Here is a 26653-nt window from a genome sequence, read left to right as displayed (position 1 = left end):
TTACTGCGCTCCTGAATCAGTTGATACACAGAAGCTCACAGCATGCCGTATTCCGATGTCGCTGTACAGGGTTATGGTAATCTCTATCTGCCCCTGTTTCTTGAGGGAATAGGGATCAACCACCACATCTATTCCGGCCCATTCAGCAAATACAACGTCGGCCCAGTTACCGAATATTACTTTATCTGAGGGCACCTGTTTAGTCACTTCTGCCCTGTAGCCGTTTACGCGTCCGTCGTCATCCCACAGGAATTTGGTATTGTAAGTACTCCTTACAATGCCTTTCCATTTGCCGCGGGATGCAGGCGTGGTGAGATATGCCATCGAACCCACGTCGGCGTTTGCATTTGCCACCTGTGTCTCAAAATCCACAAGCTTAGCCCATGTGGCCGCCGCGCCAAACGTGACAGTCAGGATGCCGCTGGTATTTAGTATTCCAAGGGGTTCTCCGCTTGAACCGAGGCCGTTTATAGTCGCACGGTCCTTTTCAATTGAGAGGACTGTCATTAAGTCTTCTCTTACAAATGCCTCAACATCCACCGATGCCTGCATCAGGAGTTCTTTTGTGTATGCGGTGTTCCCCACCAGCCTATGAGGTATTAGGCCAAGCTGACCGAATGCCTGATCTGATGCAGTCACTGTGCCGGTCTCAGGCAGCCAATACGCTGTTGCGCCTCCGGTTACCCGTGGGATTGCAACGTTACCGACCAGCCCCGACAGTGTCCTTGCTCCAAGCTGTGCCACTTTGGGCCTATTCCGCAACATCTCAATCATTGATCCTCCCAGGACATCTGTTCCTACAAGGAATCCGCCTTTTGTTGCATCCGCTACCTGCATGGCACGCTTTGAAATATTAAGAACATCCTGTGGAATAAAGAAGCCACGGGGATCACGCTTGCAGATTTTTGCCGTTGCATCGGATGCCTCTTTTTCAAGACCGCTTACTGACATTCCCTCTGACATTTCACGAATTGCCTTAACAAGGCTATAACCTCTTTTCTCCCTATCATTCATCCCGATTTCAGGATTATGCGTATCCGATACATGCACCTTGGAATAGACTGTATCAATCATGACCTTCCTGAAATCATCAAGAGATGTACCCTCATTAACGTGCTTTCTTGCAAGTTCCGGGCATTTGTGCTGCTCGCCAAGCGCCAGAATTTCCCTTACCCTCTCCTGCTCTTCTTTTCTTGCTTTGGCCTGAATACCCTCTACATCCACATGCGCATGGGGTGATGTCTTTCTACAATCGCAGGCAACCCCTTCCTGCAAATCTCGTTTACAGTGTTCACACTTCATAACTCGTCCCTTCCTTTCTCTGATTGTTGTTTCGTGTTCACCCTCTCCGCTTCTCCCTATCCCTACAGTTGTATCTGCCGGTATCGGGACTATACTAATCTCAAGCGGTTCCCAGTCTGTTGCCCGATAGGTGGCAACACCTTCTTTTTCCTCTTCTAAAATCATGTTATGTATCTGGTATCCCACAGACACATTACGCCTGATTCCGTCGAGAACATCGTTGTAGACTTCCTCAGCCAATGCGCTTTTCCCAAAGCGCACGACAGCCCGACCGTTTCGGTCTGCCCCGATTACAGCCTTATCAACGATACCTATCTGTTTTTCTGTACTATGATCCAACAATAACGGCCCGCCACCGTTCAGACGTCCAAGCCTAACTGATTGCGGACCGTGATCCAGTATTTCAGTTCCAAACCATCTATCCACGGACGCTTCCGAACTGAAGGACAAATCAATAGTCCTGTCATCTTTATTCATCATTTCCCTTTGAAGCTCAATTGTCCTGTATAATTTCCCTGTCTTAATTTTTCGCATTGTCTATCCCCTCCGCGTATTGTGTATTTGGTAAGATAAAATCAAGGCCATACTGAGACGCAAGTTTCTGCTCTTCTTGTAGTTGCTCATATATATCTTCGAGATCGTAGCCTTGCTCAGACGCTATCTGTGTCCTGGTTTTGAGCCCGAAGGTTACCGCATCAATGTTGGCCTTAATATCTTTCAGTGGATCTATCCATTGCCACCCCCGTACATTCCATACAGGAGCGTTAAATTTCTCATATTTGGACGGCGGCAATGAGATTGCCCCTTTGCCGAGGGTCATGAGCAGCCAATCCGAGAAAATATTATTGCAGAAATTTTCAGTCATCCAGGTTTGTATAATCCTCCAGAGGTCCCTTTCTTCAATAGTACCGGCCCGTATGCTTGAATAATTCACCCCCTCAAGGTCTGAGGCCATCGAGTTATAAGAGACTCCAAGGCCGCTTGCTATGCCTCTTAACATCGTCTTCATGAAAAATGGGAAAGCGTTTGAGGGATGTTGAGGGTCAAACGATTGAAAGTTAACGCCCTGCGGTAACTGCTCAAAGCTTCCAGGCGTTGCTTCGGATATGACATTCCCGCTGGAATCTTTATCATCACCGACATATTCATCGCCGGAAGGGGATGTAAAAAATCCCATCTTTGCAGCGCTTACCCTCGCCGCAACAAGCTCTGCCTCCTCATAGGCTCCCAGCATATTGAGTCTGGTCATGGCTGTGTGCATCCAGGGCACACCCCTTACTTGTCCGGGGCGCTCTGTGATGAAGGCATGGCAAATCTCATCTGAGGGAACACGTTCATATAACTTGCCATCGTATCCGTATGAATTATCGCCTGGATGACGGGTAAACAGATGATAGGCTAAAGGCTTCCCTTGCGCATTAACCTCAACCCCCGTAATTATTCTGTTGCCGTTTTCAAGAGTCTTATTATGATTTTCATCAAGATGATCCGCTTCGATGAGCTGCAGGGAGAAGGCATATTTATTGAGATTCGCCCCTTTGATTTTCCGTATAAGTATTTCTCCATCCCTCGCAACAGTCTCAATAAATAGTCTCTGCATATCGAGCCAGGATAATCTACCTGTTACGTCAGCATTTTCTTTCTTTCCCCAATCAGAAAACGCTTCTTCTATTTTATCGTTTGCAATCTTGTCTAAATTGCCATTGATGTCCCTTGCTTTATTCTGGAGCGCAATACCGGATGGACCTACCACATTCACAACACACATCTTCAAGAATTTCCGAGCATAGTCATTATTCATGGCCAACTCACGACTTCGCGCCCTCAATATTCTCAGGGAATATCTTATTTCCTCGTTGGCGCTCTTGGACGATGTAACCCAATCAGAGGTCAGTCTATTCAGAATTGCGGCACTATATCCACGACGTGACATTTTATTTTTGCTGTAGCCAAAATACCCCATAATTCTACCCATCACGCTCATTCTGAAAACCTCGTAAGTATTCGCCGCCCGGTAGCTTCACCTCTCGCAATCTTTTCCGCTGCCAGTTCCCTTTTATATTCTGCCTGATAGAATGAGCGCCACTTAATAAGCTCTTCAGGTCTCAGTAATGTAATGCTACGACCTGCAATCTGTATGGATTCATGCTCTTTAGTCGCCCGGCCTTCCATGATCGCCTCTATTGCATCAAGCATCTTTTTGCAATGAGACCGACCATCATAAATGCCGGTAACCGCCTCAAGATTTTGCTTGATTGTGAGAGTCCCTGAATCTACCAGGTATCTTTCAAGACTATCCCCTGAGCCTTTAGTTGCATATGCTTCCCAGAGATAATTTCCCTGAAGCCATTTTGCTGAGGCCGATGCTGATATAGTGATGCTGAAATTATCCCCTTCTGCAGTTGCCGTCACGTTCTGCACCGACGGTCCACGTAAAACATATTTAAGCGTCCAGATTGAAGCCGGATAATCTGACGATAAATCAGTCCGTTTCCATTTAATTGTATCACCTGCTGTGAATTCCGCCGGTTCCTTTTCGGGTATTTCCATTTATAGCAATTCCCTTACTTTCCCTATTATGAGGTCAAGGCACCTAATCACCTTGCTACCTGCATCCGTTATCTCCACTTCAAAGTTCATGGTTCCCGCAAACAGTTCTCCTGATGCAAACTGATATTCAGCCTGCCCATTTGTAGCCGGTGTTAACACTGTCATTGTCTTTGTCTGTAACGCCCCTCCGGAGTCCTTCCATTTCAGTTTCACCGTTGCGCCGGTGAGGTCAATAATGGAGTTATCCGCATCATTTTTGCATGTAACCTTGAGCTTTGAGCCGGTATCACCGGCAACGAACTGATACGTTGACGACATTAAAATTGCACCTCACGGCTTCTTGTTATAGTGAATCTCGCATCCTCAGACTGCATTTTCCCGAAGAGCAGGTCTTTTGCCCTGATAATCTGAAAATAGACCGTCCGCTCAACAATATTGAATATCTCCTGTACGGCAGCTAAGGCCCCTATATACCCTTGAGACACTATCCTGATAGCACTTTGTCCCCCCGCATCAACATGGTAGCCTCTTGTAACAATTCCCCGATAATCCATTATACCGGCACCCTTTCACTCACAGAGGCATTGTCCGTGAGGTTGAACTGTTTCAGGATAGTCACTCCGTCAGCCTTATACATAGTCAGAACATTCGTTGACTTGTTGATTGACCACTTGCCCAGCCCTTCATCTTTTATGTCCGTAATATCCTGCCAGACAATAGTATCAGTCTTCACTTTTACGGCCGCAACTGTTGCCTCTTTCGCCAGAATAGTGGATGCCTCTATCTCTGCAAGTGTCGGGTGGCTCAGACTCTCTGAAAGTATAGATGAGATGCCAGCGTTGTTCGGTGCGGTATATCCGGATGAAGCAAGACGGCTGGAAATAGTTGCATCCAAATTATCTATTTTAGTGGCTCTTGCAGCTGTATAGTCTGCTGCACTTGCCCTTCCGGATATGGCCGCATCAATATAATCAGCAAGCCTTTTCCCTATACTCCCTATGGTCGTCAAGGCTGAAGTAAGAGCATCCCATATTGCCTGAATTCCTGCAGAACTTAGAGTATAGTCAGTTTTATCGTTATTTGTTCCTACAGTAACTGCGTTAGTCACTGAGCCAACTGAACCAGATAGGTTTCCTTGAACATCACCATGCACCCCATACCCAGAGGCCCCCAATTCCAACTCCAGGCAATTACCAGATGTAAACCCACCAATGAGAAGCATCCCATGCCCAGTTGCACCACCATCTGCCCTTATTCCAGAGCCTTGAGCATTGCCAGCTGCAAATAATCCAGAATAACCAGCTGTTCCGACTAAGTGCAACCCCATCATACCAGTTGCACCACCCTGAAACTTTCCTCCAGCCCCAGTCGAACCACCAACACTGTATAATCCATGACCCGTCCCATTCCCAGTTACAGAAATTCCATGACCATTAGTTGTTGATTGGGTTATGGTAATTCCAGCGGCATAGGATACATTTCCTGTAAAGGTAGATGTCCCACTGACAGTCAGGCTTGCGAATGTAGTAGCTGCATTGACTCCTGCTATCATCAAGCCACCTGCTGCACCTGCTGTTGCTGACGGGAGATAATCGGTTTTAGTCTTAATTGCTGCAATATTCCCACCGCTTTCAGGTGCTCTGCTACTCACTGTAGCATTCAGGTTATCACCAACTATTTTCCCAGCAGTACCCGCCCCATATGAGCCAGGAAGTGCGGTTGACCAGGGGTCTCCAGCGGAGGCTGCACTATTGAGTTTCTCCCCAGTTGAACCACCTGTTAAATGCCCACTGATTGCTTCATCCCATACAGCATCGGCTATTTGTGCTGCTGTAGGCCCACCACCACCCGAATCAGCCAGTGCTTGCAAGCTATCAGTAGTCCTATCATAAACTGCCGTCCCATCATCCATTATCTGGTCAAGGAAAGAACCCGAAGCTACAGCAGGAACACCTGTCCCATTGTTAACCAGATGGTCGAGGTCTCTTGCCACAAGTGCATCATCACATTCACTTTGCACCTCGGCATCCCAGTTAGAGTTCCAGGGGATGGCTGTAAGACCTGCTCCAGCAGCACCTATGTCATCTGTTTGGGCTTCTATATCTACAAGATTCGCTGCTACTGTTGCTCCACTACCCAGGTTAGAAGGAGTCCCCAACCTGCTCTCAAGGTCATCTACAAGGGTCTCAAGGGCTGAGAGACCATAAGTAGAATCTTTCAGGATTGCCAAAGCCCCACCAGACCGCTCAATGCTGAAACTGGCTATCACAGAGTTTACTGACTTGGTATCAATCGTTGCTCCAGTGATAGCAACTTGGTATTCATTACCAGCGGCGTAGAAACCGGCATCATCATTGTTAGATAAGTCTATATATACAGAATGGATACCAGTTGAATCAAAATCCTCAAGCTGAGTTACTCCGTTTAAAGTATTACGCTCTGTTGCCCACGTTGAGGCAGTAGCGTTGGACTTAAATATTTTTAACGTGCCATCCGTGGAACGGGTTATAGACGCTCCATCCTGTCCGTTTGTATTCCAAAGGAATGAGACCTTACCGTTTACTGGAAAATCACCTAAATAAGGAGCACTCAATTTACTAACCCTCCATTAACCAGCGATTTTAGCTGTGCTACATTAACCAGACCTCCCGCCTTATTCCCTCCCGCACTAACTACCTCATGTATGACTCCTACAGTATGGGCCGCATCACAAGTGCCGGAGGCCCATGTCCAAGTTGGTAAAACTGTATCCCCTGTAAGGGTTGCAATTCTATATCTAAAAGACCCCCAAATTGCCCCTGAAGATGCCGACTGTGATACCAAATCTGCCAAATTCGTATAATCAGCGTCTTCTGATAGTGTTAAAGTTCTTGTTACAGACTCTATTGAGGCAGAGCTTACAATCAAATATTCCGCTGATGTTAATCCAGAAAAAGCTGCTGACAAATCAGTACCCCCACTTGCTAATTCGTTTTTTGTTGCTCCAGTAGTGGTAGTAGTCTCAAGCGTACTTCCAGCTGCTACTGAGAACTCAGTTAGTCCTATTATCTTAGCTGTTGTGGCAGATGAAATTGTTAAGGTGATAGAATCTCCCGTTGTAAGTTGAGTTGTTACAACACAACGATGAGTAGATACTGTTACACCATCCAACGCTACCCCTGCATCTGAAAAAGTCTTTTCTGATACCCTTGTCCAGGTATTGCTTTGTGAGTCTGTAACTGAGTGTGTAGTGGTATCACCGGTAGAAACTGCAATATTATCACAAGCAGCGAATAGAACTAACACAGCCCCTACTGGTATAGTAGAAGCCGGAGCAATAGATAAGGAAGTATTACTTGTCTGCTCCTTATTTGTTCCGTGATTTTCTACAAAAGAAAACGCCATTATTGCATCCTTGTATTAGTAGGTGGATTTTTCTTCACTGTAAAGTTTGAACACACCTCATTACTGAAATCTGACTCATTCCCTGCCACATCATAAGCTGTTACTACGAAGCAATATGTTCCGTTAAGTGTAGTTACTGTAGTCTGCAAGTTAGCAGTAAGGACATTTCCTACATCCCTGCTCTGCAAGTCCGTATAATCAGCCTGTGCTTGGGGCCTCCAGTAGACTTTATAACCACCGAAGTCAGGGTCAATTGAACTGGTAGAAGCGTCCCAAGTCAGCGTCATTTTGTTCTTAAATGGCAGGGATATTGCCACTGCCGTTGATAGTAGAACTATTACTATACCGATTATCCATTTATACATAATTAGCCTCCATACTCAAAGTGAGGGGCGTCTACAAAAGTCTGCCAACCGCCACCCCAATGGTTCTTAGGGTCTAATGATTCCCAATAGACGCCAAGGTGTCTGTACTTATCCGCCGTCCAATTCATTTGGCCGTCGTCTTTCAAATCAGCCAGAAAGCATAAATCCACCGCAAGACCGTCTATGTGCTTACTGTTAAGCGTCCGACTTCGTCCGATACTAACTAAATATTGTTGCCGTTCTTTCGAACGATACCACTCCAGCACCACTACCGGAGTTCCTAACTCAGTGGCCTTAGTTAATAGCTGTCCTACGTAACTGGCAAAGACAGATTGTCTTTCTCTTAGTGTTAGCATATCAGTTCCGACAATCCCTCCACTCACTTCTGCTCCTTAAACCAATATAAAAGCCCTGTCCAGAGCATTGTCAATCCAACAGAAGCCCCCGCAAGGATGGTTTTAATCCGAACATGTTGACGGTCACATTCGTTAATCCTCTGTTCATGGGAGAGAAGCCACTTTTTATGTTCCGCCAGAGCTTCTAAAGCATTATCTAACTTCATATCCATCCTGATTACCACCTCATCCGACGCCCGTCTGTTCGGAGGACTCATCAGTTAAATCCTCCTGTTAGAAAGGTATATACTTAAGCCATGAAGCTTGTGGGAAGCCGTCCCTTAAGCCTTTTGCTATACCCATCAAGACCGGAGTCAGGATTAAATTGTACGGCGGCGGGATTAGGGAAACCGCACCCGGGACAAGCATAATGAGCTGTGGAACTGCCGTTGCCAAGGCTGCCCGTAGGAGTCGTAAGTATAGGCTTTTCATATATCCTCCTGTAAAAAAGAAAAGGCCACCCCACATCACGAGATGGCCTCACATGGAACAAGATATTGTCATGTAAAGGAAATTACCAAAATAATATATGGGTGTCTGCTATAGTTTGCTTGGGATTGCTGGTCTTTTTTGCAATATTTGGCTTATGTGAATGCGATTATGCCCGCCTTGGGTCTTTGTGCTCTGAATTTTTCCTTCACGGATCCACCGGCGGATGGTCTCTATGTGTACGCCAATGAGCTTTGCTGCCTCGTCTGGACGGAAGAATAGTTTGTCGGGGATCTCAATCATCTCTTCCATGAATTCATCCAGCCAGGGTTAATTATCCTTCGCCCCCTCTGAGTCTGGCTGGCTGGCTCTTGAGGCTTCTCTTGCTCTTGTGTCTTTGCCTTGCTATCAAACTGATCTGCCAGCTTATTCAACTTAGCATTCAATAATTCAAGCGCAGCTATGGCATAGACCCGGATATCGAGGGCCTCATTCCTTGCGCCGGAGGCCTTCTTGACCCACTGCCGGTAAGGACGACCTTTAAGATACCGGGTAACAACCTTCTCTGATGTCAGCTGCAGGAAAAACTCCTCATCGTATGAGGTCGGGAAATGACAATACCCGGGACCCGGTTCCTTGATCTTGAGCCTTGAGAACAAGAGGTCTTTTCCGGTGTCGGCTCCTATAGGGAATAGGGGACAGTTGGCAGAATTGCTCTTTGACGGCTTCCCTACAAGTGCTTTGCCCGGGCCACCCATCCCCTTGATTGCAAAAACCCTGCGACCATATCGGGGTTTGCAGAAACGGTATACTTCCTGTGTATGATGTCCACCGCTGTCAATACAGACTGATGTAATCCGAAGCCTAAACCCCTTCTCGTGGATATATACTTTTTGCAAGAACTGGTCAAGCTGATTCCATATACCCGGCTGTGCTGGATCCCCGTAGAAGATTTGATATTCAAGTCCCCAGGACTCATAATCACGGCCCCATCCGATTGTCTCGACCTCAATCCTGTCATCCTGAATATCAACGCCCGCAGTGATGAGAACGATGTTGCCAGGTATCGGGTCAAGATCGTAAGGTTCTTTCCGGCCTGATAGAGATTCCTCTTCGAGAGACGCCCCTTCCTCTTCCCATGATTGACCCAGTGAGGTATTGACCCAAGTTTTTAGTGTCTCAGGGAGTTTCTTTGCCTCCCTGAAGGCCTCTACCATATCAACGAATCTAATCCATGGAGAATATATTTCATTGAGATGAAAGCCAGCGGTCTTTCGTGTAGGGGCTGTGGGCCTCCATTCCCCTTCCCTGAGCATCCTGATCTTGTCAGCATCGGTGATCTTCCTGCTGCACGCCTCGCAGACATAGGAGGCGAGATCAGGCCTATCCTCCGGCCACTGGACCTGTCCCCATATTAAGACTTGAAATGCTCCACAATCGGGACAAGGGACATGGTATCGCCTCTGATCCGACTCCTCGAAAGCCGCCTCTATCCTTGAGACGCCCTTGATTGTGGGAGTGCTGGTCAAAATAATTTTTCGGTTCCAGAACGTAGCAGAGCGCTTACGCGCCAAACTGACAGGATCGCCTTCCGTGCCTGCAGAGAGGGGGTATCTGTCAACCTCATCGCAAAGAACGATCCTTATAGGGCGGGAAGAGAGGGACGCCGGAGAATTCGCCCCGGCAAGAGTGATATGCCCACCTGGAAACTTTTTGTGTAAGAGGGTATTTTCACCGTCCCGGCTCCGGGGATCTTTGACAAGGGATCTGAGGACTTTCGTATCGCGGATCATCGTCGCAAGCCGGTCCCTTGAAAAGGACTCCGCAAGCTCCAGTGTGGGCATGATGACCAGGATAGGAGACGGGTCCTGATTGATGTTATATCCGATGACATTCAACAACGCTTCGGTTTTTCCTGCCTGACAGCTTGACATGATGACTATTGCCTCAATCTGCGGATCGTTTACGGTGTCCATGATACCGCGTAGATAGGGAACTCTGTCGGTCTGCCATTGTCCCGGCTCTGAAGACGATTCAGGAGAGAGCCGGCGGAACTGGTCCGCCCACTCACTTACGTTTAGTCTTGGAGGAGGAGCTGCTACCTTTGCCGACTTTCTTATTGCCTCTTTTGTTCTTGTCTGGCTTTCTGAAAACATCTGGATACTCCTTTAATTCGTTTAATGCCTCATGGACCTGATCCTCAAGAAGCCTTTGTATAGCGTGAAGGTCCTCGAGTCCTAAGACCTGGTAGGAAACCTTTGTTGGTACTGCCAACATTCTTGCTCTAAAAGCTGCAACCAGTTCCCCCCAGTGGCGCTCTGCTTCCTCTGCGGGAATAAGCTCTTTTGTAAGGGTCGCAATTTCAATTGACGTCTTATCTGCCTGGAGACGGGTCAAACGGGTACGTTCCGCATTATAGGACGATGTGTCATCCCCTCTTTCGCGCTCTATAAGCCAGTTGATGACTTCCGCTGTTTCGTAGCTGTTCTTCCTACCTCGACACGAAGCAATATCCTTAATTGGCATACCCTCTTTCTGCCAGAGAGTAAGGGTTTGCTCTGTCTTTCCGAGGATGTCTGACAGTTGTTTCTTGTTAACGATCATAGCAAGCAAATCTCCTATAGGCTCACAATCTAACGGTATTTTGCGCTCATGGTTATCCGCAACGCTCCCCCTCAGGAAGGACCCGTTCATTTCCTACCCTGCTCCCATTCCAATTCATGCTCAAATATTTTTTGAACCTGCTCGTTGACCACCCTTTCAATCTCCGGGACGCCGACTACTTTCATCATACTGGGAAGAGATGGGCCAAACAGTCGTTTGATTGGCTCTCTTATTTGTCCTGCATATTTACCCCTTGTTGCCCGTACGGGCGCAAGTCCTGTGCGCTTATAGACACCAGTTATACTTCTTGGCATGAAGCCGCCCTTGACGACCTTCCGGACACCCTTAACCTTGACTGTCACGCCCTTCTTTGTACTTCGTGCGTCATAGTGCTGTAAGCCAGGGGGCCTGCCCTTCGTTCTGATTATAACTACAGGCCGTTGCCATGTTGCACGGGTGGTGCTTATTCCCTCACGGATCCTGCTGGCCTTGATGTTGTATTCCTTCCGTATCTGTCGTGTCGCCGCAATGCGCGCCTGGTCTGCGGTTTTGTTCATTGTTCGGGTGATGACCTTCTGGAATGTTTTAGGGTCAAGGGCTTGTTGCACTTCTTTCATCCCCTTGATGTCGATCTTGATATTAATCATCCTGCGATCCTCACTCTCTCAGTCCGGCCAGTTATTGCTTGCCATACTACATCGTCCGGTAGCCAATCAGTCCCCGGATATTCTGCCCTGATCTTCTCCCTCCACCCCATGAACTGCTGATAATCTTCTGCCCATTCAGGGTCATGCATAACAACGTGGTGCCAAGTGCAAAACCATTCTTTTCCGCTGCTGACTGTTCCGGTCATTCGACATCGAAGTCCTGAGGATTTATTTTTCCAGGCACATTGGCCATCGCTACCGATGTTTTTATCGAGGTCTACATCTCTCTTTTTCATATGCCCTCTCAAGCCAAGATCGTATAAAACGCATAAGGCCCTTTGGTGTTGGTTTTTTGTGTGGCTTTTCGTGATATATCCAATTACTCATCTTTGCAAATTCCTTTTCAATCCAGACTATATCAATACCGCCGACTATTTGTGAAACATTATCCCACCAACGATAAGCCAGTAGATGCCCCTGCGGATACGTAGGGAAGTATTTCTGTGCGCGCAGGAAATTAAGTAGCTCCTGCGCAATTACATCTTCTGGCCATTCTACCGCCTCAACGTCAGTAGATTTTTCTGACGCTGAGGAAACAGATTTATCTGTTTCTTTCTTTTGCTTTGTAACTGAATCTGTAACTGAAACTGAAGAATGCAATGTTACATCAGCGTTACATTCAGCGTTACATTCAGCGTTACGTAAGCGTTTCACTCTCAATCTTGTTGAAATCCTTTGCTTTTCCTCTCTTACCATCCTGCGATTAATGAGCGTTACATTACCGTTACTGTCCGTTACCCAATCACAAATTCTATGCTCAGCAAGCTCCTCAATTGCCAGCTTCGCCTCATCTAAATGCGCCGAGAGCAATCTCGCTAACGCCGGCCATGAAAGTGTGACCGTACCGCGTTCGGTAGAACGCCACATCATGCATAGTAAGTCTATCCAAGCCCCCTTCGCGCGTAAGGATAGGATCCTTGTATCTTGGACCCAATCACCTGGATAGAATAGGAATGCAGGATTTTTTCCCATCACCTCCTCGTACTCGTATAATTTTCATTTACTGTCATTACATTCCCAACCCTACACCACCATTGCCCCAACGCCACTGCATCACTTTCATCTTTCTGTTTTATACCCGTGGCAATCTGATCCCATTCCTTGTTTCTATTACCCTTCCATTGCCTCGGTGTTACGGAATAAATTGTCCCCGCATTCGCCCACACACCGCTCAGAGCATAAAGTCCGCCTATAACCCAGTTCAGCTTCTGTAATGACCCCTGATTAAGTGACCTTCCGTTGCGCTGTGACCGTTGATATGAGAACGAATCCGGCACTTCTATTACCAGCGCCGTCTTGGAATACCCCCTTCCGGCAGCCGTAGACTTAAGGGCGATTGACCACATCTCTTTCATGATGTGCGCCACCCTCATATAGCCAGGAATATCCGGAGTACGGATAACTCCTGACCTAATAAGCTCACCGTCGGTAAATACAGCATATCCTGTGGTATTAATGCTCGGGTCTATAGAAATAAATGTCCCTTTCATCCAGCCAACATCTCCTTTACCCTCTCAAGCACCTCAATCTCCTCAGTAAGCCTATTCACTTTATCTTTCCTTACCGCTATTTCCTCATCCAGTTTGGCCATAGCACCGGAGTCCTTACTGGGAGTTCTCGCAACTGTTTGTTGTTTTTTCACCTCTCGTTTCGGGACTTCTGGGGCTGGTGTGTTGCCGATACCATGCTCCTTCTGCCTCTTTTCCGCCAGCCATCTCCGTTGATAGCATTGCTTGCACTCTTCTGTTTTTAAGGAATATTTTTCTCCTTCCCCTACCACCCTTTCACATACCCTGCATTTGCGAACACGGTTATCGTTCTTCTTTTTCGTCTGCTCATCTTTCATCAATTGCTTTCTCCTTAAATACCCGTTATCGAGTTGAGGTATTTGCGTAGTTCCTTCAAGTATGTCCACTGTCTCCCCCTCCTTACACTCAAGGCATTTCTTAAAGGTAATTCCATCACCGGCAGCAAATGCCCGCTTCTTTCTGAGCTTACAAAGCTCTGTGCTTATAAAGGCTTCGTAAGGTTTACATTCTATTGACAACACATTCATTTTTATTTTCTCCGTGTGGTATGAATAAATACATCCGCAATCCTACTCAGAAACCAATCATCAGTCGGCTCATCTGTAGTTTTGTGATGAGGTATCTTTAGCCGCCACATTTTATCAGGATAGAATTGCCATTTAGAATGAGCAATCCACAATTGCCGAATAATATCATCGCCTGAGACATGATTAATGCCGTATTTGGCCCGCGTAAGCATAATTATGCGCTTCTCATAATCAGCCGTCGTAAAAGTAGTTTGTATATATAGCATTTCTTTTAACCGAAGTATTGCCTCAGCATTCTCACTCATTATGATTGCACCAACACATCATGATTCATTGCCCACCATCCACATTTTGAGCATGTGGCAGTGCCTATGTTGCAAAACACCACGAATGGACCATCCCAAACGTGATCGCAATCTCTGTGGACATTAATGCAGTTGCAGCGACAGGTATTATCGCTCACGGCCATTTCCTCCACTTCCCAGCATCAGGGCACGTGCTAAAATGCGGTACATGACCACTCGCCACATCAAAAGTGGTCTCCTTACCCTGAATGGTCTCCGCATTTACTGGGATTAAATTCCCCTTCCGTGTTTTCAGGAAGACTATCTCCTTCCCGCAACTCCGGCACTTCATGGCAATGTCCCCGCCATAGCCGGATGAATATCATTCTGCCTGTAAAGATCCTGCTGCACCGGCGCTACGTTCAAAATAACCGTCTGACCCTGCAGCTCAAGGAGCTCCATCAGCGCCCCTATGGTCTGAGGCGTGACGATGAACTCAAAGACGACATTGGCATCAATGCCATCATCTTTCGTCGTCGTTGAGACCTTTTTTATAATCGTTTTTAATTGCATATTTTCTCCTTCCTCATCGTCCCAATCTATTTTAGTGTGACAAAAATTAAAACAGTAACGGCTGCCGTCATTAAATCGGTTTTGCTGACCCCCACAATCCGGGCAGATTTCTTTTTTAAATAAATCGTCATCCATTAATTATTTCTACGTGAGAGAGTGCCACTCCTCCAATTATTCCTGCAATCTTAATAACAGGCGTCTGGTCTCTAAGCTCCCAAGCCTTACTTGTCGCCACGGTCTCAATCTTTTTAGGTCTGCCCATCACTGGAGTATAAATCACCCGCATGCCAACGGTGTATTTTTCATTCCATTCTTTCGCTGTCATTCCTTTAGCTCCCCATCCTCAATTACGATCCCAGGGCCTTCGCCATCAGAAACTTTTTCAATCCATATTTGGGCATCAGAACTCTCCGCCATCTCTCCAATTATCCTGAGATTGTCAGTATCGAGAAGGCTGCCGTCCCGGATCAGGATGACACGTATCTTTGGATTGAGCGCCAACCCCATCGCAACAGAAACCCTGAGCTGTTCCCCGCTTGAGGCCTGAGCAAAGGGGATTCCGTTATAAGTTACGCCGGACTCATCGAAAGACAGACCAGGAACAGGGAATTTTGCGCTTGTCAGGATATTCTGTTTCTTGTTATCAATGTCCTGGATTTCCTTTGTGTAGGCGACCGCCTCGTCTTCTGCCTTTTCCTGCTCAGCAATGACCTTGTTTCGCTCAATCTTCTGCCTGACGAGACGGTTGGTCACCTCTGCTGTGCGGAGTTGTTCCGTGATGTCTGACATATCAGGATCATTTAAACCTGATATCTCTTTCTTGAGTGCAACACACTTTCTATAATGATCCTTCAATACCTCCTCAGCTTTCTGTAATTCTACCCGGGCCTTCTCAAATGCTGCCTCCAGAACGCCCGATAAATCATTTAGCCTTTCAAGCCGCAACCTTTTTTCTGCATTCCGGTTCTTCTGCGCCGCCGCCTCCGCATGGGTTTCGGACAAGGCGGCTATATCAACTTCCTTATCCGGTGCCTCGACCTCCGGCAATGATTGCAGTTTGCCTTCAATATCCCTGAGGATTCTGTTGACTCGCTGGCGCTCCTCATAGAGGGCTGTCCGCTCCTTATCCAGCCCTGAGAAGTCAATGCCCACCAGTTGCCTGAGGGTCTCTACCTGTTTCTTAGGCTCCATCCTTGTAAAAGCCAGCGGGTCAAATGAGAGGCTGCCAGTGAGTTTGTCTAGCAGCGCCTGAGGGGACGGATACTTCGCCCCCTCTTTTGTTTCTACTGCAAGGTAAGTCTTGTCATTACTGGTAAAAGTCCTCGTGACCCTGATGTCCCCGAGATCCACCACTACCCGGGCTTTTTCTTCTCCCTCCCTGATGGGCTTATCTGGTATTGTATCCTTGCCGGCAAGGGCCATTGTGATGCTGTCCAGAACGGACGACTTCCCAGCGCCGTTCTTTCCGCTGATTTGTACCAAAGAACCGTCAGGTTTGATGCGCACTGCCTTGAGGCGTTTGATGTTTTCTGACTGCAATTCTATGATCTTCATGCCCGGACCTCCTTTTCATTAAACACCGTGCTCGGATCGTATTCTGATGCCGGTGGCGTATTTGCTTTAATCCACAGGTCCATCTTACTGAGGGTGTCTTTAGCCCATGCGTCACTTTTCATGAGGTGATCTAAATCTCTGGCATACATGACTTCATCTTTCCCATTTTTCTTTGCACTCGAAAAATCCTTCAATACCTCAGTCTCTGTTTGTGAAGTGATTTTCTGTATATCTGTTATTCTGTCACGGATAATCGTCCTGATATCAAGTTCACCTGGCTGTAAAACCTCCCCTGTTGCCATGTCAATATCAACTGACCTGTTTTCCTGATACAAGATATCCTCTTTTTCTGCTTCAGGGGCCGGTAATTCAAGAAGCACTTTTGTTGGATCAATCATGGCAAACTTCTGAATATCTGACAGCCTGAAGTCCATGTTGACGTGCAGGATATAGTGTTTCGATTTCTTTCCGTCGTAGCTGGTCTCCTGCTCCCTCCTCTCCAACGTCAGTGGGATCATGTGGGCGCGTCCGCAGACAGCCTTGATATACTCGATGCAGGAATTCACATTTACGATAGAGTGAAACGATCCAGTGCTAATCTGCCAGACCCCAGCACCGGGAAGCTCAGGCAATAGAATCTGCAACGTCCCAACTTCTGAGCATTCCTTTTTCTGATAATACGGGCACTCTTTCCCATGGCATTGCACCCGGATCAAGTCAAGCTCATCCTTGCCGATCTGCTTCAACCCCTCCGCAAACTCTGGCTTTGTGCAGCTTGCCGTCTCCCCATCCCCCTTGCATTTGAGCGACGCTCCTGAGCCGTATCGCTTGTAGAACTGCGGGAAATAGACATCCGAGTCCGCGACAGGGAACATAATCTTGATCGACTTTGGCTGCTCCCCGTAGAGTCGCTGGAACTCCTCGATGAGCTTCTGATTCTCCAAGTCCGATGGGGTCTGCGGGTCCAGGATGAAGTAATCCACTTCCGCCGGATACTCAACTCCCTTTTGGTTCTTCTTTTTGATACCTAATCTTATCTTGCCGAGGCGCGGCAACCGCCTTACCTCCGACAATCCTTTAATAGCCATTTCCTCTACCGTCCTTTCCTGTTTTAAAAATTTCCCATACTTGCAATGCTCTGCAACTTCGCAGTATTTCTGACACTTGAGGCCGTCCCAGTTTTCCTCTGCGGTACAGATTTCATCACACCAACCCAACTCTAAAGCCATTAGGAGGGCAACCCGCTTTCTTTCGAAATATGCCAGTACCTCCATATCAGGGATGCGATTGATTTTAAAGAAATAGACGTTCCTGAAAACCCCCCGGCTTCTTGCGATGTATGTATTTCCATCCCTTACAATCGCTTGTATCCGCAGTTCATCAACCTTGAAACCCCGCTTCTCAAACTCAATAGCATATTTAGATAGCTGCAACTCCCATTCTCTCCGGTCGATCTTTGAGTCATCCCGCTTAAGAACCTTCCGGGTCTTCGGTTGCCCTTTCTTTTTGCCGCTCTTGTAGACTTCTCCTGTTTCTTCGTCCTCAACGTAGAAACCGAGGGCCTTGGCGACCTTGTAGGAGCCAGAGACCTTCGTATCTATCTCAATATTGCGGCCATTCTCGCTTTCAAGGATGTCAGCGATTCCCGTGATGTCTACATCCTCCCCATCGAATCGTTCTTCCAATAGAGAGTATTCATCCCCCGCATCCTCAAGTGCGGCGTGGCTTTTCGTCCCGGTAATCATGAAGGCCCTTGAATCCGGGGATATGGCATAATCTTTGGTGATCCTGAGGAAAGCGTGAAGGGTCCCCCCGATCAGTTGTGTGGTCGAGGGCTTTCCAGTCCACCTCCGATCACGGGCTGCAATCTTGAGATATGATCGAGAGGCGCATCTGGACCCCATCCGGCAGCCACCTTCGGCAAGGCAAGCGACTGTTTCAATCCGTTCATTATCGGGACATTGAAACCAGCGCAATGGACTCATCTTTTCCTCACCCCCGGACAATCCCCAATATTCTCAACGATGCACTCCCGCAACTTCCTCTCCACCACGGTATCACCCCAAGGCTCCAACTCCGAGAACTCATGGTTATAATCGCATCCGATACACAGCGTTCCATCGCAATAAGTCTGGTCATGCAAATTGACAATCTCTTCTGTTACTGCTATTGTTGTCATGGTTGTCCTTTTGTTGCCTCGTTAGTTGCCGCTGACGAGGCTTTTTCATTTAGATCTGTAACTGATGCAAATCCTGCAAACATTCCATCTCGTATCAGTATTTCAGCGAGTTCCCCTTCTGAATCGTAATAAAAGAGCCTTCGCCCTGCCGGAAGAAGGCACTGACTCACAAGCCTATCAACCACCAGCTCCACACTATTTGTGATGGTGGAATGTATATGCCATGGTCCTATATCTATGATGACCAGCTGATCAGGGCTTGACATAAAATCTATGATGCCATATTGTGCGTCTCTCACTTCATCACCCCCTTATCTTCTCCCAATATCCTTCTTTCTTTTCTGCTACCACATACATCATCTTCTCAACAAGCGGCAGGCTGTCCCTATATTGCAGGAGCTTGTTTTTGTCATCTGACACGGCCACGATGTCGGTGTTTGAGTAGATTAATGCGTACATTAAACAAGCTCCTTTTCTTTTCTTGCTTGACGTAATATTCTCTCTGCCCTCTCATCTGCCTCACCTGCCGCCGCACACAGCGCATATATGAACACCACCGCTATCCCTATCGCTACCCCTACGATCAACCCGCTCAGGAACTGCATCATAACCTCCTCTTATATGTTTTGCTGCAATCATGTTTCTAATGAATCTCCGTACTGGAGTCTCCGGCCTCTTGAGTAGCCTCAGCCTTTCAGCCGCTGTCACTATATCTTTCCCGGTCATTCTCCACCACCTCCTTTCCTGTCCCTCGTCAGGACAACACCCTTCTTAATATCAACTCCTGCTCCCTCCCGCCTTGGATGTTCCGGATATATCCGGTTGCCACAACACCAGCAGCGGTAATACGAGACACCCTGTGAGGTTTCGTAACTCATATTATTCTGACATTTGGCGCATTCCATCACTTACCCTTTCCTGAGATAATAATCAATCGCCTCTCTGATGAATACTGAACGATTCGTGCCTGCTGATTTCCTTGCTATCGCATCAAGCCTCTGCACCTGACTCTTTTTCAGGAACACCATCACCTTGACCGTCTGTGGTTTTGTCGCCATCTACTTCCTCCTTTCTGGTTAAAAATGTCTTTCTGTGACCTGCCGCATCTTCCTTGCTGTTGAATATGCGGCCACATGAACACACCCGCACGCTTTTGAGTTTCCGTATGCTGTGCTGGTTCATAGCCCGTTCACCTTCTCCCTGATTGCCTCAAGGTTGTCTCTGATATTCCGGAGGAGTTCTTCCCGTCCCTCCGAAAGCTCAGTTTGCGCCGGAAGAACACAAACACCTTCATTGTTATTCTTAGCCTTCATCAACATCGAGGCAGCTTCAAGATAATGATCGTAGCCGACCTTGATGGTGATAGACACATTGTCTTGCGTTGGCTCAACCTTAACGATGGTGCCGGATATCATTGGACATGCCTCCAATTCTGGTGCCTCTTAATGTAACCGATCATTGTCGAAGTCACGCCATAGCGTTTAGCAATTTCTGGATTGGTCTTATGATCCTCCCGTATAGCACGGACATCACCTTCTGTTAATTTAGACATTCCGTGCTTAATGCCGTGAGAATGACGCTTCTTATTATGACAATCCCAATAATTATCCCGGACTGTTCCGATGAAGAGATGGTGCGGGTTTACGCAAGGAGGAGTATCGCAATGATGGAGAACAAGTCCCCCTACTGGTATTTGGCCAACAAACAATTCCCATGATGCTCTATGAGCAAAAAAAGTCTTTTTGGTCTGGTAATCATAAAATCTACCATAACCATCTTTCAATTCCGTATGTCCAACCCAAATCCAGCATCCGGATTCAGGGATGGGGATATAAGAATTTTCAAATTTGTTGATAGACTTAATCCTTAAAATCTCTCGTGATTCCTTTTTCCTCATGACCGATATACCATAGTATTTTAACCATCTGCTGATAGTCCCTTTCGTGGAGCCCGTCTCTCTGACCATAGTAGCTATTGTTTTATCTTTAGTGATATATTCGTCAATCAACCATTCCCTGTTTCTGTGATTCAACTGTTTAGGTACCCCCATCTTATTTAATCCCCTTCGTATCGAATTTTTTTAACGTGCCGGTAATCATGCTATCGCCTTCCCTTTCTTTAATACCGAGGCCAGACAACCCCAGCAGTTCTCACCCTCAATTCCTGTCGCTCTTTCTCTTCCTTCTCTCTTGCACCAAGCCAAATCTCAAGACGTGGACGACTCAGGTACATAGACTTACCCAGCCTGATTACCACTCCCTCAGGGAACATCTTTCTGTTGGCGAATTCGTAGACCATACGGGGAGAGAGACCCAGCACTTCAGCAGCCTCTTTTACAGTGAGGAGTAAGCGCCGATGAGAGAACCTCTCTATGCCTGTAGCACTGTTCTCACTCATGATATGCACCCCCGTTAGGTCTTACCGCCTCTTTGACTTTTTCAAGCAGTAGAATAGTCTGGCGGATCAACTCCCAACTCTCCTTCTCCAGGCGCCGGTATTCGGCTTCTGTTATCTTGTCATCCTGCAGTGCATTTCCAATCTCGCGTGCGATGTCAGAGAATTCAGATGTAGTCCTTGAGAACTCCTTAACAAGGTCACCGGTTGACGGGGTAGCATTTGGTATCTGAATGGCAATTCTCCCAAGTGATTGCTCAATAAAGTTAAGAGCGGTGAAGTTCTGAGTAATTCTTGTGTGAGGGATTAAGAGCCGTAACTGATAATCAAACCCTTCTCCCTCAAGGTTTGGGTTTGATGCATTACAGAGATATGAGTATGAGATTCCAAGCTCTTCAACCTGTGCCTTTGCTGGAATCTTCGAGCGATGAACCATGTCATAGAGGGCTTCCCGGAGAGATGAAGGATTAGAGAATAATTCAGTCTTTCTACTGGTCATTCCTGCCCTCCTTCGCTATCTTAAGACCATAAACAGCATCGAGGGCGGCAGTCCCGATCTGATGAGCCATCGAATGATAATCATCATGACATTCAGTGGAGCAGAACTTCTGCCAGTCTCTTTGTGGCTGAAACAGCTCCCTGCATGCGATATTTGCGCAAACCCTTAGCTTCCTCTTGACAGCATCAGTGGCAGGCTCAAGCGACTCGTTTATGCATTGTGGAGCTAATAAACTTCTGTGCATGGAACCCTTAAACCCTCCCTTAACTGGTTAGCTGACGACACGCTAAATATGGACAATAATCTATTTACTACTGTAGGGGGATGTGATATAAACACTAATAAATACAGGAAAGGCCCCGGTCTCCGGCAGGGATCCACAGGGCCTTTCTGTTCCTGGCCGGGCATAGACGTGTCTTTGGGAGATAGTCTGCCCGCCCAAGCTGTTTTCGACTCGGGGCTTAAGCCCCGAAATCTCAAAAGGAGGTTCATTAATATGACCAAACTTTTGAGTTCACCCTCTTTGCTTTGGGGCTGACACCCCTTGAAGTCTGACTGATGGGTGATCGAGGGTAAAAGGTAGAAGAGACATCTCATCACCGGTGTGTGATGAAGTCCTCCTATCGCAAATGTCAGTTTGAAGTAGGGGTCTCTGTTGAGATGCAATACCAGATGGTTACAGTCAGAATGCTGCTGTTTTGTGGTACGTTGAAGCCAGGAGCGCCATATCCTGATTACTTCAATGCATTTTATTCTATGGCAGGCCATAGACAGCGGTATAGCAAAGTAACCATCACCCACTGATGCTTTTGAATAATTGATCATTAACTATCTCCCAGTTGATGGAGAGAAGTATACATCAGTTGATACATTTGTCAAGCATTATTTGTACTACTTGATACTATTATGGGAAAGTCCTTAAAAGACAACTACATAGAATTTTCAAAAAACCACGGTGGCACGCATGCTTTAATTTCTAAGGGTATAAAAAAGGGGATAGTTAATAGCATCATGCGAGGCTCAATTCCAAAAGCTAATGAGCTTTATGAAGTTGCCAAGGTCTTAGGAGTCACCGTTGAGGAACTCCTTACCGGTGATAATCCTGATGTTGTTTTATTACAAGACAAAGATGAAAAAGAATACGTCGAAAAACTGCTGAGGATATTCCGGGAGAAGCAGGATAAGACCATTGTAGCAATTAAACAGAACATTGAGGCTTTCTTGGATAATCCTGATAAAGAGAAAGACATCAAAAAAAACATCAAACATTCCGGACAATAACTCGGAGCTATTGCAGAGTATGGGAGAACGTTTACCAGTTGGATATTGAATGGGAGTAAACATTATGGTGTTAGATAAGACATTTATTAAGATAGTCATTGCTATCTTTTTTTTATTCATGGCTTGCACCTCATGTGTCCCACTCGGGCCGCATTTTGTAGGAATAAATGAGATTCCCATCAATCAGTCCCTCATTTATGTTTACCGGCCCCCTGATGGCACAATCAGAACTATGGAAGTAAGTACAGAAGCCAGAGACGTCGTAATGTTGAGTGGCAGTTATTTCTATTTCCAGGCAATACCTGGCAAAGTAACTATTTGGTCAAAGAGTCCAATAATGGTTGAGAGTTTATCAATTGAAGTTGAGCCTGGAAAGATATATTTTATTCAGGCAGTGGCCAACTTTAATTTCTGGGGACGATTACTCCCTCATCTCGCCGTCGTTCCAACATCAGTTGGCGAAGAAGAAATAGTCCAATGTCAGATCATAAGGGAATAATTCATGTCCCCGTTGGGAATATCAGAAGGTCCAGCATGATTACGAGATGGGGAAGGCCGACATTGAAAACGTGGAGGAGTGATTATGCAATACCATTACTGTGTTGAACATGACTCGCTTGAATGTGGGTGTCCTATGCCTGAAGAAAAGGATTTAATCGTAACAATTGGATTAGGTGGAGTTGAAAATGAGGAAAAGCAGACCAACGATACTGTGATTCGTAATAATAGCAAGAATCTTGGTCCCCATGGCCAACCAATCAATAGAAATTTCAGTGCAAAACGTCTTACAAATAGAACCATTGATGAATTAATAGGCCTTTGCAAGGGCATTCAGGCGGATAGGATATTACATGACAGCGAAGCCCGATTTCTTGCCCATTGGCTTAATCTGAGTAGGGAGATCGTGGATACATGGCCTGCTAATATTTTGGCCTCCCGAATAGAGAAAATTCTTGAGGACAATATCATTGATGATGGCGAAAGAGCGGAGCTTTTCAATTTGTTGTCTGAGATAACTGGATGCAGGCCAGAACATGAATTAATTGATTATAGCACCGGAGAAATAATTGAGAATCTTTCCCATGCTTCAACTTTATTGCCTCTTGATAAACCAGCACCTCCGATTATATTTGAAAGCATGCAATTTTGTTTAACTGGAAAGTTTTGCTATGGCGCACGAAATAAATGCGAGAGGGAAATTACATATAGAGGCGGCATACCTCAATCAAATGTCACTCAGAAAACTAATTATCTTGTGATCGGCTTGCTTGGGAGCACTGATTGGAAACACTCGACACACGGGTTAAAAATAAAGGCAGCTATTGAATTGAAGGAGAAAGGTAGCCCTGTATCAATCATCTCGGAAGAGCATTGGGTGAAGCATCTTTAATCTAAGGCAGGGAAAACTGAAATGCCATTTGTAGCAGTCTGGATCATAGGCGCCATTCTCGCCTATCTTCTGGCAAAACAAAAGAAGCGTTCCATTGGTGGATGGGTAGTATGTAGCCTACTCCTCACACCGCTCGTAGTTTTAATTCTTCTTGTATTGCCAGAAATAAAGATAGAGGATTTTAGCAAGGATGGCTGGAAGTGTCTTAAATGTAATGAATGGCGCCGGAAAGAAGCGATTGAATGTCCGTATTGCAAAACAAAGAGATCGTTTACTCTATCGTCAGACATGAAAAAATGTCCTTACTGTGCGGAGATGATAAAGGCTGAAGCGATTGTTTGCCGGTACTGCGGAAAGGAATTACCCGGGAGCGGAATTGAAACAGTTATCAGATAGGGTTTATAGGGCCAATAAAGGAGGGACTAATCATGAAAAGAATATTTTTATTATTTGTAGCAGCAGTTAAAGCTGTTTCAGAAACTCTTCCAGATAGTGCGGTCATGGAAAGGTGTCAGCATCGAGATTAACAACATGCCGGTGATGCCATGGGAGACAAATAAAACTCTTGAGTGTTACATGCGTAGCCTGCTTTGCAGAGACTACAGGGCATATTGCTGGATGTTTGGTGTTGATGCAAAGGAAGAAGGGAGGAGACTTGCGCTATCGGTAAGTATGTCAGATATGTATGACGAGATTCTTGAGGGTTATGAAGAGGCCCTCGAGGGAGATGATCCCATGGTCCAGATCAGAAAGCGCCACCAGGAGATGGAACTTGAGGATAAGCCAAAGACATACATACCCTTGTCACCGTGTCAGTATATTCACCCGCTTAAAATCGGAGGGCATCATCCCTCTTCACTTGAAGATCAGTTCCAGGCGGAAGCAGTAAAGCAGGGGGTCTGGTGGTGTCCGCATTTTAGGGGAGAGGCGTTTTAGGTCGCTGATTAATAGTTGTTCAGATTAATAGTTGATTCTCTTTAACATAAACATTATACTACGCCAATATGCGCGGACACATCCGAAAACGAGGCAAACGCTACGCAGTAGTCATTGATACCGAACCGGATGAAGCAGGCAAGCGCCGGCAGAAGTGGTTCTCCCACAGAACCAGGAAAGAAGCTGAAACACATCTTACAAATCTCTTGAGCCAGCTCCTTGGCGGTGGGACGATCCCGACGCATAAATTAAAGACTGGTGAATATCTGGATCAATGGCTATCAGATTATGCCTCTGGATCCGTTGCAATAACAACTCTTAAAAGTTATAAAGAAACAATCAAACTGCATTTAAAGCCGTGCATCGGCAATATCCCTTTAACCAAACTATCTCCGCAGAAAATTCAGGGTTACTACAGTGAGCGATTAACTACTGGGCTTTCACCAACTACAGTGCTCTATCATCATAGGGTACTTCGTCAGGCCCTGCAGCATGCTGTCCGCTGGGGACTCCTGGTAAGAAATCCCTGTGAGATGGTGGATCCACCGAGGAAGAATAAACCTGAGCCTAAAATATGGGATGAGGGACAGGTTAAGAAATTTCTCATCAGTGCGCAGCAGTCTTTATATTACAGGATTTACCTGATGGCTATTATGACAGGTATGCGTCAAGGGGAAATCTTAGGACTTCGCTGGCAAGATGTGGACTTAACTCGGCAAGTGGCCCGCATTCGACAGACATTCTATCGCCTCGGGAAGGTCCAGCTCTTTAAGGAACCCAAGAGCAATAAGAGCAGACGGGCGGTACCTCTACCGCAAATAGTCGTAGACGAGCTGTTAAATCTTCGGGAGGAGCAGAACGATCACCGGCGCCTTTTCGGGGCTGATTATAAAGATCATGATCTTATCTTCTGCCAGCAAAATGGGAAGCCTGTCCACGCACACAACTTGGCAACCAGGGATTTTAAACGAGTCACCCAGGGAGCAAAACTCCCCGTCATCCGGTTCCATGATCTAAGGCATTGTCATGCGACACTGCTCCTGCATCAGGGAGTTCACCCCAAAATTGTTTCCGAGCGCCTTGGTCATTCTGGAATAGGGATCACAATGGACATATACAGCCACGCCCTCCCAGGGCTCCAGGAGGCTGCGGTAAAAGGACTTGAAGATAGTCTCTTTGGAGATAAATCTGCAAACAAACTGCAAACGAATCAAATGGAAATTAACGATAAATCCATGTTTGACGAAAAGGGCGAAGATGAGTTTTATTAAATCTTTCTGATAGTTGCGTTATGGGCTGAAATGGAGCGGAATCATACTAAACAAACTCTTAATCAGCGGGCCGGAGGTTCGATCCCTCCACGGCCCACCAAATAAAATCAAGCATTTCAGGGGGTTATGGTGTTTGTGACAAACCTGACACACCCCTCAAAATGCCTCAAAATACCCCAATTTTACGGCAAATTCCGTGCAATTTCCGTAAAATGATAAAAAGTAATAATCTATACGTTATAGTACGGGATCTTCCTTGCCACTCCAGCAATGATCACATTGATAAAACCAGCCGGATTGGACGGTAGTGTCTGACTGCCTGCCGTGGCGCTCGTGGAAGTGCCTCCACCGATTACGCCTGTCCCTATATCCTGGTCTATCTTACGGAGTGCATTCGTTATCCAGTCTGCGGCGTCAGCATCGCCCTGCGCAAGCTCCGGGTATCCCCTGTAAGGCGTAAAGTCGGTTGTGATCTGATAGCCAAGGCCGCTTCCGGTTGT

Annotated in this window: 40 protein-coding genes and 1 tRNA gene; 7 read left to right on the top strand and 34 right to left on the bottom strand. The window is 46.5% G+C overall.

The annotated features are described in order from the left end of the window. From IT393_07275 to IT393_07115, 33 genes are all read right to left on the bottom strand, one after another. Positions 1–1836 carry a phage major capsid protein gene (locus IT393_07275; GenBank protein MCC7202442.1) on the bottom strand — a complete coding sequence of 612 codons (1836 nt, stop codon included), beginning with the start codon at positions 1834–1836 and terminating at the stop codon, positions 1–3. Beyond that, positions 1823–3235: a phage portal protein gene (locus IT393_07270; protein MCC7202441.1), complete on the bottom strand. Its 1413-nt coding sequence runs from the start codon at positions 3233–3235 to the stop codon at positions 1823–1825. The genes IT393_07275 and IT393_07270 overlap by 14 nt, the downstream gene beginning before the upstream one ends. A 47-nt stretch (positions 3236–3282) precedes the next feature. Continuing rightward, positions 3283–3852 (bottom strand): hypothetical protein, encoded by a 570-nt coding sequence (locus IT393_07265; protein ID MCC7202440.1) that lies wholly within the window; start codon positions 3850–3852, stop codon positions 3283–3285. Further along, the gene (locus tag IT393_07260) at positions 3853–4170 is read right to left on the bottom strand and encodes a BppU family phage baseplate upper protein (protein MCC7202439.1); all 318 of its coding nucleotides are present in this window, start codon (positions 4168–4170) and stop codon (positions 3853–3855) included. Continuing rightward, positions 4170–4406 carry a hypothetical protein gene (locus IT393_07255; GenBank protein MCC7202438.1) on the bottom strand — a complete coding sequence of 79 codons (237 nt, stop codon included), beginning with the start codon at positions 4404–4406 and terminating at the stop codon, positions 4170–4172. Before IT393_07255 ends, IT393_07260 begins: the two co-directional genes overlap by 1 nt. Beyond that, the gene (locus IT393_07250) at positions 4406–6445 is read right to left on the bottom strand and encodes a hypothetical protein (protein ID MCC7202437.1); all 2040 of its coding nucleotides are present in this window, start codon (positions 6443–6445) and stop codon (positions 4406–4408) included. The genes IT393_07255 and IT393_07250 overlap by 1 nt, the downstream gene beginning before the upstream one ends. Beyond that, positions 6442–7236 carry a hypothetical protein gene (locus IT393_07245; GenBank protein MCC7202436.1) on the bottom strand — a complete coding sequence of 265 codons (795 nt, stop codon included), beginning with the start codon at positions 7234–7236 and terminating at the stop codon, positions 6442–6444. The genes IT393_07250 and IT393_07245 overlap by 4 nt, the downstream gene beginning before the upstream one ends. Further along, positions 7236–7601 carry a hypothetical protein gene (locus IT393_07240; GenBank protein MCC7202435.1) on the bottom strand — a complete coding sequence of 122 codons (366 nt, stop codon included), beginning with the start codon at positions 7599–7601 and terminating at the stop codon, positions 7236–7238. The genes IT393_07245 and IT393_07240 overlap by 1 nt, the downstream gene beginning before the upstream one ends. A 2-nt stretch (positions 7602–7603) precedes the next feature. Beyond that, positions 7604–7984 carry a M15 family metallopeptidase gene (locus IT393_07235; GenBank protein MCC7202434.1) on the bottom strand — a complete coding sequence of 127 codons (381 nt, stop codon included), beginning with the start codon at positions 7982–7984 and terminating at the stop codon, positions 7604–7606. After that, positions 7981–8214, bottom strand: coding sequence for a hypothetical protein (locus IT393_07230; GenBank protein MCC7202433.1), 234 nt, complete (start codon positions 8212–8214; stop codon positions 7981–7983). Before IT393_07230 ends, IT393_07235 begins: the two co-directional genes overlap by 4 nt. 322 nt (positions 8215–8536) lie before the next feature. Then, positions 8537–8737: an excisionase family DNA-binding protein gene (locus tag IT393_07225; GenBank protein MCC7202432.1), complete on the bottom strand. Its 201-nt coding sequence runs from the start codon at positions 8735–8737 to the stop codon at positions 8537–8539. After that, positions 8725–10581: a phage terminase large subunit family protein gene (locus tag IT393_07220; protein MCC7202431.1), complete on the bottom strand. Its 1857-nt coding sequence runs from the start codon at positions 10579–10581 to the stop codon at positions 8725–8727. The genes IT393_07225 and IT393_07220 overlap by 13 nt, the downstream gene beginning before the upstream one ends. Further along, complete coding sequence (locus IT393_07215; GenBank protein ID MCC7202430.1) at positions 10493–11119, bottom strand: terminase small subunit; 627 nt, start codon at positions 11117–11119, stop codon at positions 10493–10495. Before IT393_07215 ends, IT393_07220 begins: the two co-directional genes overlap by 89 nt. Beyond that, the gene (locus IT393_07210) at positions 11116–11676 is read right to left on the bottom strand and encodes a hypothetical protein (protein MCC7202429.1); all 561 of its coding nucleotides are present in this window, start codon (positions 11674–11676) and stop codon (positions 11116–11118) included. The genes IT393_07215 and IT393_07210 overlap by 4 nt, the downstream gene beginning before the upstream one ends. Continuing rightward, the gene (locus IT393_07205; GenBank protein MCC7202428.1) at positions 11673–11882 is read right to left on the bottom strand and encodes a hypothetical protein; all 210 of its coding nucleotides are present in this window, start codon (positions 11880–11882) and stop codon (positions 11673–11675) included. Before IT393_07205 ends, IT393_07210 begins: the two co-directional genes overlap by 4 nt. A gap of 61 nt (positions 11883–11943) precedes the next feature. Continuing rightward, positions 11944–12708, bottom strand: a complete 765-nt coding sequence (locus IT393_07200) for a hypothetical protein (protein ID MCC7202427.1) — start codon at positions 12706–12708, stop codon at positions 11944–11946. After that, a complete protein-coding gene (locus IT393_07195) occupies positions 12708–13226 on the bottom strand; it encodes a hypothetical protein (protein ID MCC7202426.1) in 519 nt (172 codons plus the stop codon). Before IT393_07195 ends, IT393_07200 begins: the two co-directional genes overlap by 1 nt. Continuing rightward, a complete protein-coding gene (locus IT393_07190) occupies positions 13223–13792 on the bottom strand; it encodes a hypothetical protein (protein MCC7202425.1) in 570 nt (189 codons plus the stop codon). The genes IT393_07195 and IT393_07190 overlap by 4 nt, the downstream gene beginning before the upstream one ends. A gap of 2 nt (positions 13793–13794) precedes the next feature. Continuing rightward, on the bottom strand, positions 13795–14097 hold the full coding sequence (locus IT393_07185) for a hypothetical protein (protein MCC7202424.1): 303 nt from the start codon (positions 14095–14097) through the stop codon (positions 13795–13797). A gap of 327 nt (positions 14098–14424) precedes the next feature. Further along, positions 14425–14649 (bottom strand): hypothetical protein, encoded by a 225-nt coding sequence (locus IT393_07180; GenBank protein MCC7202423.1) that lies wholly within the window; start codon positions 14647–14649, stop codon positions 14425–14427. Between the two features lie 127 nt (positions 14650–14776). After that, positions 14777–14974, bottom strand: coding sequence for a hypothetical protein (locus IT393_07175; GenBank protein MCC7202422.1), 198 nt, complete (start codon positions 14972–14974; stop codon positions 14777–14779). After that, positions 14971–16203 carry an AAA family ATPase gene (locus IT393_07170; GenBank protein MCC7202421.1) on the bottom strand — a complete coding sequence of 411 codons (1233 nt, stop codon included), beginning with the start codon at positions 16201–16203 and terminating at the stop codon, positions 14971–14973. The genes IT393_07175 and IT393_07170 overlap by 4 nt, the downstream gene beginning before the upstream one ends. Next, the gene (locus IT393_07165) at positions 16200–18188 is read right to left on the bottom strand and encodes a hypothetical protein (protein ID MCC7202420.1); all 1989 of its coding nucleotides are present in this window, start codon (positions 18186–18188) and stop codon (positions 16200–16202) included. Before IT393_07165 ends, IT393_07170 begins: the two co-directional genes overlap by 4 nt. A gap of 190 nt (positions 18189–18378) precedes the next feature. After that, positions 18379–18681, bottom strand: coding sequence for a hypothetical protein (locus tag IT393_07160; GenBank protein ID MCC7202419.1), 303 nt, complete (start codon positions 18679–18681; stop codon positions 18379–18381). Between the two features lie 4 nt (positions 18682–18685). Continuing rightward, positions 18686–18841: a hypothetical protein gene (locus IT393_07155; GenBank protein ID MCC7202418.1), complete on the bottom strand. Its 156-nt coding sequence runs from the start codon at positions 18839–18841 to the stop codon at positions 18686–18688. A 60-nt stretch (positions 18842–18901) separates the two neighbouring features. Beyond that, a complete protein-coding gene (locus IT393_07150) occupies positions 18902–19108 on the bottom strand; it encodes a hypothetical protein (GenBank protein MCC7202417.1) in 207 nt (68 codons plus the stop codon). Next, on the bottom strand, positions 19105–19260 hold the full coding sequence (locus IT393_07145; protein ID MCC7202416.1) for a hypothetical protein: 156 nt from the start codon (positions 19258–19260) through the stop codon (positions 19105–19107). Before IT393_07145 ends, IT393_07150 begins: the two co-directional genes overlap by 4 nt. A 30-nt stretch (positions 19261–19290) precedes the next feature. Beyond that, positions 19291–19440, bottom strand: a complete 150-nt coding sequence (locus IT393_07140) for a ribbon-helix-helix protein, CopG family (protein MCC7202415.1) — start codon at positions 19438–19440, stop codon at positions 19291–19293. Between the two features lie 120 nt (positions 19441–19560). Further along, positions 19561–19797: a hypothetical protein gene (locus tag IT393_07135; protein ID MCC7202414.1), complete on the bottom strand. Its 237-nt coding sequence runs from the start codon at positions 19795–19797 to the stop codon at positions 19561–19563. Next, positions 19794–20279 (bottom strand): HNH endonuclease, encoded by a 486-nt coding sequence (locus IT393_07130; protein ID MCC7202413.1) that lies wholly within the window; start codon positions 20277–20279, stop codon positions 19794–19796. The genes IT393_07135 and IT393_07130 overlap by 4 nt, the downstream gene beginning before the upstream one ends. A 221-nt stretch (positions 20280–20500) precedes the next feature. Next, complete coding sequence (locus IT393_07125) at positions 20501–20779, bottom strand: helix-turn-helix domain-containing protein (protein MCC7202412.1); 279 nt, start codon at positions 20777–20779, stop codon at positions 20501–20503. Further along, complete coding sequence (locus IT393_07120) at positions 20772–21275, bottom strand: hypothetical protein (protein ID MCC7202411.1); 504 nt, start codon at positions 21273–21275, stop codon at positions 20772–20774. Before IT393_07120 ends, IT393_07125 begins: the two co-directional genes overlap by 8 nt. Then, positions 21265–21519, bottom strand: a complete 255-nt coding sequence (locus IT393_07115; GenBank protein ID MCC7202410.1) for a hypothetical protein — start codon at positions 21517–21519, stop codon at positions 21265–21267. Before IT393_07115 ends, IT393_07120 begins: the two co-directional genes overlap by 11 nt. A 662-nt stretch (positions 21520–22181) precedes the next feature. Between IT393_07115 and IT393_07110 the strand changes: the two genes are divergently transcribed. The 7 genes from IT393_07110 to IT393_07080 all read left to right on the top strand — a co-directional run bounded on the left by IT393_07110 (position 22182) and on the right by IT393_07080 (position 26253). After that, positions 22182–22556 (top strand): hypothetical protein, encoded by a 375-nt coding sequence (locus IT393_07110; protein MCC7202409.1) that lies wholly within the window; start codon positions 22182–22184, stop codon positions 22554–22556. 64 nt (positions 22557–22620) lie between these two features. Next, positions 22621–23055: a hypothetical protein gene (locus IT393_07105; GenBank protein ID MCC7202408.1), complete on the top strand. Its 435-nt coding sequence runs from the start codon at positions 22621–22623 to the stop codon at positions 23053–23055. Between the two features lie 135 nt (positions 23056–23190). Continuing rightward, positions 23191–23946: a BRCT domain-containing protein gene (locus tag IT393_07100; GenBank protein MCC7202407.1), complete on the top strand. Its 756-nt coding sequence runs from the start codon at positions 23191–23193 to the stop codon at positions 23944–23946. Positions 23947–23967: 21 nt separating this feature from the next. After that, a complete protein-coding gene (locus tag IT393_07095; GenBank protein MCC7202406.1) occupies positions 23968–24342 on the top strand; it encodes a zinc ribbon domain-containing protein in 375 nt (124 codons plus the stop codon). 180 nt (positions 24343–24522) lie between these two features. Then, entirely contained in the window at positions 24523–24882 is a 360-nt protein-coding gene (locus tag IT393_07090; protein ID MCC7202405.1) for a hypothetical protein, read from the top strand. Between the two features lie 68 nt (positions 24883–24950). After that, positions 24951–26153 carry a site-specific integrase gene (locus tag IT393_07085; protein MCC7202404.1) on the top strand — a complete coding sequence of 401 codons (1203 nt, stop codon included), beginning with the start codon at positions 24951–24953 and terminating at the stop codon, positions 26151–26153. A gap of 22 nt (positions 26154–26175) precedes the next feature. Continuing rightward, positions 26176–26253 (top strand) — tRNA-OTHER (locus IT393_07080). A 130-nt stretch (positions 26254–26383) separates the two neighbouring features. Here the strand turns inward: IT393_07080 and IT393_07075 are convergent. Then, a partial coding sequence (locus tag IT393_07075; GenBank protein MCC7202403.1) for a hypothetical protein occupies positions 26384–26653 on the bottom strand: 270 nt, incomplete at its 5' end.

Source organism: Nitrospirota bacterium (assembly GCA_020851375.1).
Taxonomy (GTDB): Bacteria; Nitrospirota; 9FT-COMBO-42-15; order HDB-SIOI813; family HDB-SIOI813; genus RBG-16-43-11.
This window is presented reverse-complemented; position numbering and strand designations above follow the sequence as displayed.

Excerpts from the sequence above, each read along its gene's own strand:
- IT393_07275 (MCC7202442.1), bottom strand. The coding sequence starts at position 1,836 with ATGCGAAAAATTAAGACAGGGAAATTATACAGGACAATTGAGCTTCAA.
- IT393_07270 (MCC7202441.1), bottom strand. The coding sequence starts at position 3,235 with ATGTCACGTCGTGGATATAGTGCCGCAATTCTGAATAGACTGACCTCT.
- IT393_07265 (MCC7202440.1), bottom strand. The coding sequence starts at position 3,852 with ATGGAAATACCCGAAAAGGAACCGGCGGAATTCACAGCAGGTGATACA.
- IT393_07260 (MCC7202439.1), bottom strand. The coding sequence starts at position 4,170 with ATGTCGTCAACGTATCAGTTCGTTGCCGGTGATACCGGCTCAAAGCTC.
- IT393_07255 (MCC7202438.1), bottom strand. The coding sequence starts at position 4,406 with ATGGATTATCGGGGAATTGTTACAAGAGGCTACCATGTTGATGCGGGG.
- IT393_07245 (MCC7202436.1), bottom strand. The coding sequence starts at position 7,236 with ATGGCGTTTTCTTTTGTAGAAAATCACGGAACAAATAAGGAGCAGACA.
- IT393_07240 (MCC7202435.1), bottom strand. The coding sequence starts at position 7,601 with ATGTATAAATGGATAATCGGTATAGTAATAGTTCTACTATCAACGGCA.
- IT393_07230 (MCC7202433.1), bottom strand. The coding sequence starts at position 8,214 with ATGAGTCCTCCGAACAGACGGGCGTCGGATGAGGTGGTAATCAGGATG.
- IT393_07225 (MCC7202432.1), bottom strand. The coding sequence starts at position 8,737 with ATGGAAGAGATGATTGAGATCCCCGACAAACTATTCTTCCGTCCAGAC.
- IT393_07220 (MCC7202431.1), bottom strand. The coding sequence starts at position 10,581 with ATGTTTTCAGAAAGCCAGACAAGAACAAAAGAGGCAATAAGAAAGTCG.
- IT393_07215 (MCC7202430.1), bottom strand. The coding sequence starts at position 11,119 with ATGAACGGGTCCTTCCTGAGGGGGAGCGTTGCGGATAACCATGAGCGC.
- IT393_07210 (MCC7202429.1), bottom strand. The coding sequence starts at position 11,676 with ATGATTAATATCAAGATCGACATCAAGGGGATGAAAGAAGTGCAACAA.
- IT393_07205 (MCC7202428.1), bottom strand. The coding sequence starts at position 11,882 with ATGACCGGAACAGTCAGCAGCGGAAAAGAATGGTTTTGCACTTGGCAC.
- IT393_07200 (MCC7202427.1), bottom strand. The coding sequence starts at position 12,708 with ATGGGAAAAAATCCTGCATTCCTATTCTATCCAGGTGATTGGGTCCAA.
- IT393_07195 (MCC7202426.1), bottom strand. The coding sequence starts at position 13,226 with ATGAAAGGGACATTTATTTCTATAGACCCGAGCATTAATACCACAGGA.
- IT393_07190 (MCC7202425.1), bottom strand. The coding sequence starts at position 13,792 with ATGAATGTGTTGTCAATAGAATGTAAACCTTACGAAGCCTTTATAAGC.
- IT393_07185 (MCC7202424.1), bottom strand. The coding sequence starts at position 14,097 with ATGAGTGAGAATGCTGAGGCAATACTTCGGTTAAAAGAAATGCTATAT.
- IT393_07180 (MCC7202423.1), bottom strand. The coding sequence starts at position 14,649 with ATGCAATTAAAAACGATTATAAAAAAGGTCTCAACGACGACGAAAGAT.
- IT393_07175 (MCC7202422.1), bottom strand. The coding sequence starts at position 14,974 with ATGACAGCGAAAGAATGGAATGAAAAATACACCGTTGGCATGCGGGTG.
- IT393_07170 (MCC7202421.1), bottom strand. The coding sequence starts at position 16,203 with ATGAAGATCATAGAATTGCAGTCAGAAAACATCAAACGCCTCAAGGCA.
- IT393_07165 (MCC7202420.1), bottom strand. The coding sequence starts at position 18,188 with ATGAGTCCATTGCGCTGGTTTCAATGTCCCGATAATGAACGGATTGAA.
- IT393_07155 (MCC7202418.1), bottom strand. The coding sequence starts at position 18,841 with ATGTACGCATTAATCTACTCAAACACCGACATCGTGGCCGTGTCAGAT.
- IT393_07150 (MCC7202417.1), bottom strand. The coding sequence starts at position 19,108 with ATGACCGGGAAAGATATAGTGACAGCGGCTGAAAGGCTGAGGCTACTC.
- IT393_07145 (MCC7202416.1), bottom strand. The coding sequence starts at position 19,260 with ATGAGTTACGAAACCTCACAGGGTGTCTCGTATTACCGCTGCTGGTGT.
- IT393_07140 (MCC7202415.1), bottom strand. The coding sequence starts at position 19,440 with ATGGCGACAAAACCACAGACGGTCAAGGTGATGGTGTTCCTGAAAAAG.
- IT393_07135 (MCC7202414.1), bottom strand. The coding sequence starts at position 19,797 with ATGATATCCGGCACCATCGTTAAGGTTGAGCCAACGCAAGACAATGTG.
- IT393_07130 (MCC7202413.1), bottom strand. The coding sequence starts at position 20,279 with ATGAGGAAAAAGGAATCACGAGAGATTTTAAGGATTAAGTCTATCAAC.
- IT393_07125 (MCC7202412.1), bottom strand. The coding sequence starts at position 20,779 with ATGAGTGAGAACAGTGCTACAGGCATAGAGAGGTTCTCTCATCGGCGC.
- IT393_07120 (MCC7202411.1), bottom strand. The coding sequence starts at position 21,275 with ATGACCAGTAGAAAGACTGAATTATTCTCTAATCCTTCATCTCTCCGG.
- IT393_07115 (MCC7202410.1), bottom strand. The coding sequence starts at position 21,519 with ATGCACAGAAGTTTATTAGCTCCACAATGCATAAACGAGTCGCTTGAG.
- IT393_07110 (MCC7202409.1), top strand. The coding sequence starts at position 22,182 with ATGGGAAAGTCCTTAAAAGACAACTACATAGAATTTTCAAAAAACCAC.
- IT393_07105 (MCC7202408.1), top strand. The coding sequence starts at position 22,621 with ATGGTGTTAGATAAGACATTTATTAAGATAGTCATTGCTATCTTTTTT.
- IT393_07100 (MCC7202407.1), top strand. The coding sequence starts at position 23,191 with ATGCCTGAAGAAAAGGATTTAATCGTAACAATTGGATTAGGTGGAGTT.
- IT393_07095 (MCC7202406.1), top strand. The coding sequence starts at position 23,968 with ATGCCATTTGTAGCAGTCTGGATCATAGGCGCCATTCTCGCCTATCTT.
- IT393_07090 (MCC7202405.1), top strand. The coding sequence starts at position 24,523 with ATGCGTAGCCTGCTTTGCAGAGACTACAGGGCATATTGCTGGATGTTT.
- IT393_07085 (MCC7202404.1), top strand. The coding sequence starts at position 24,951 with ATGCGCGGACACATCCGAAAACGAGGCAAACGCTACGCAGTAGTCATT.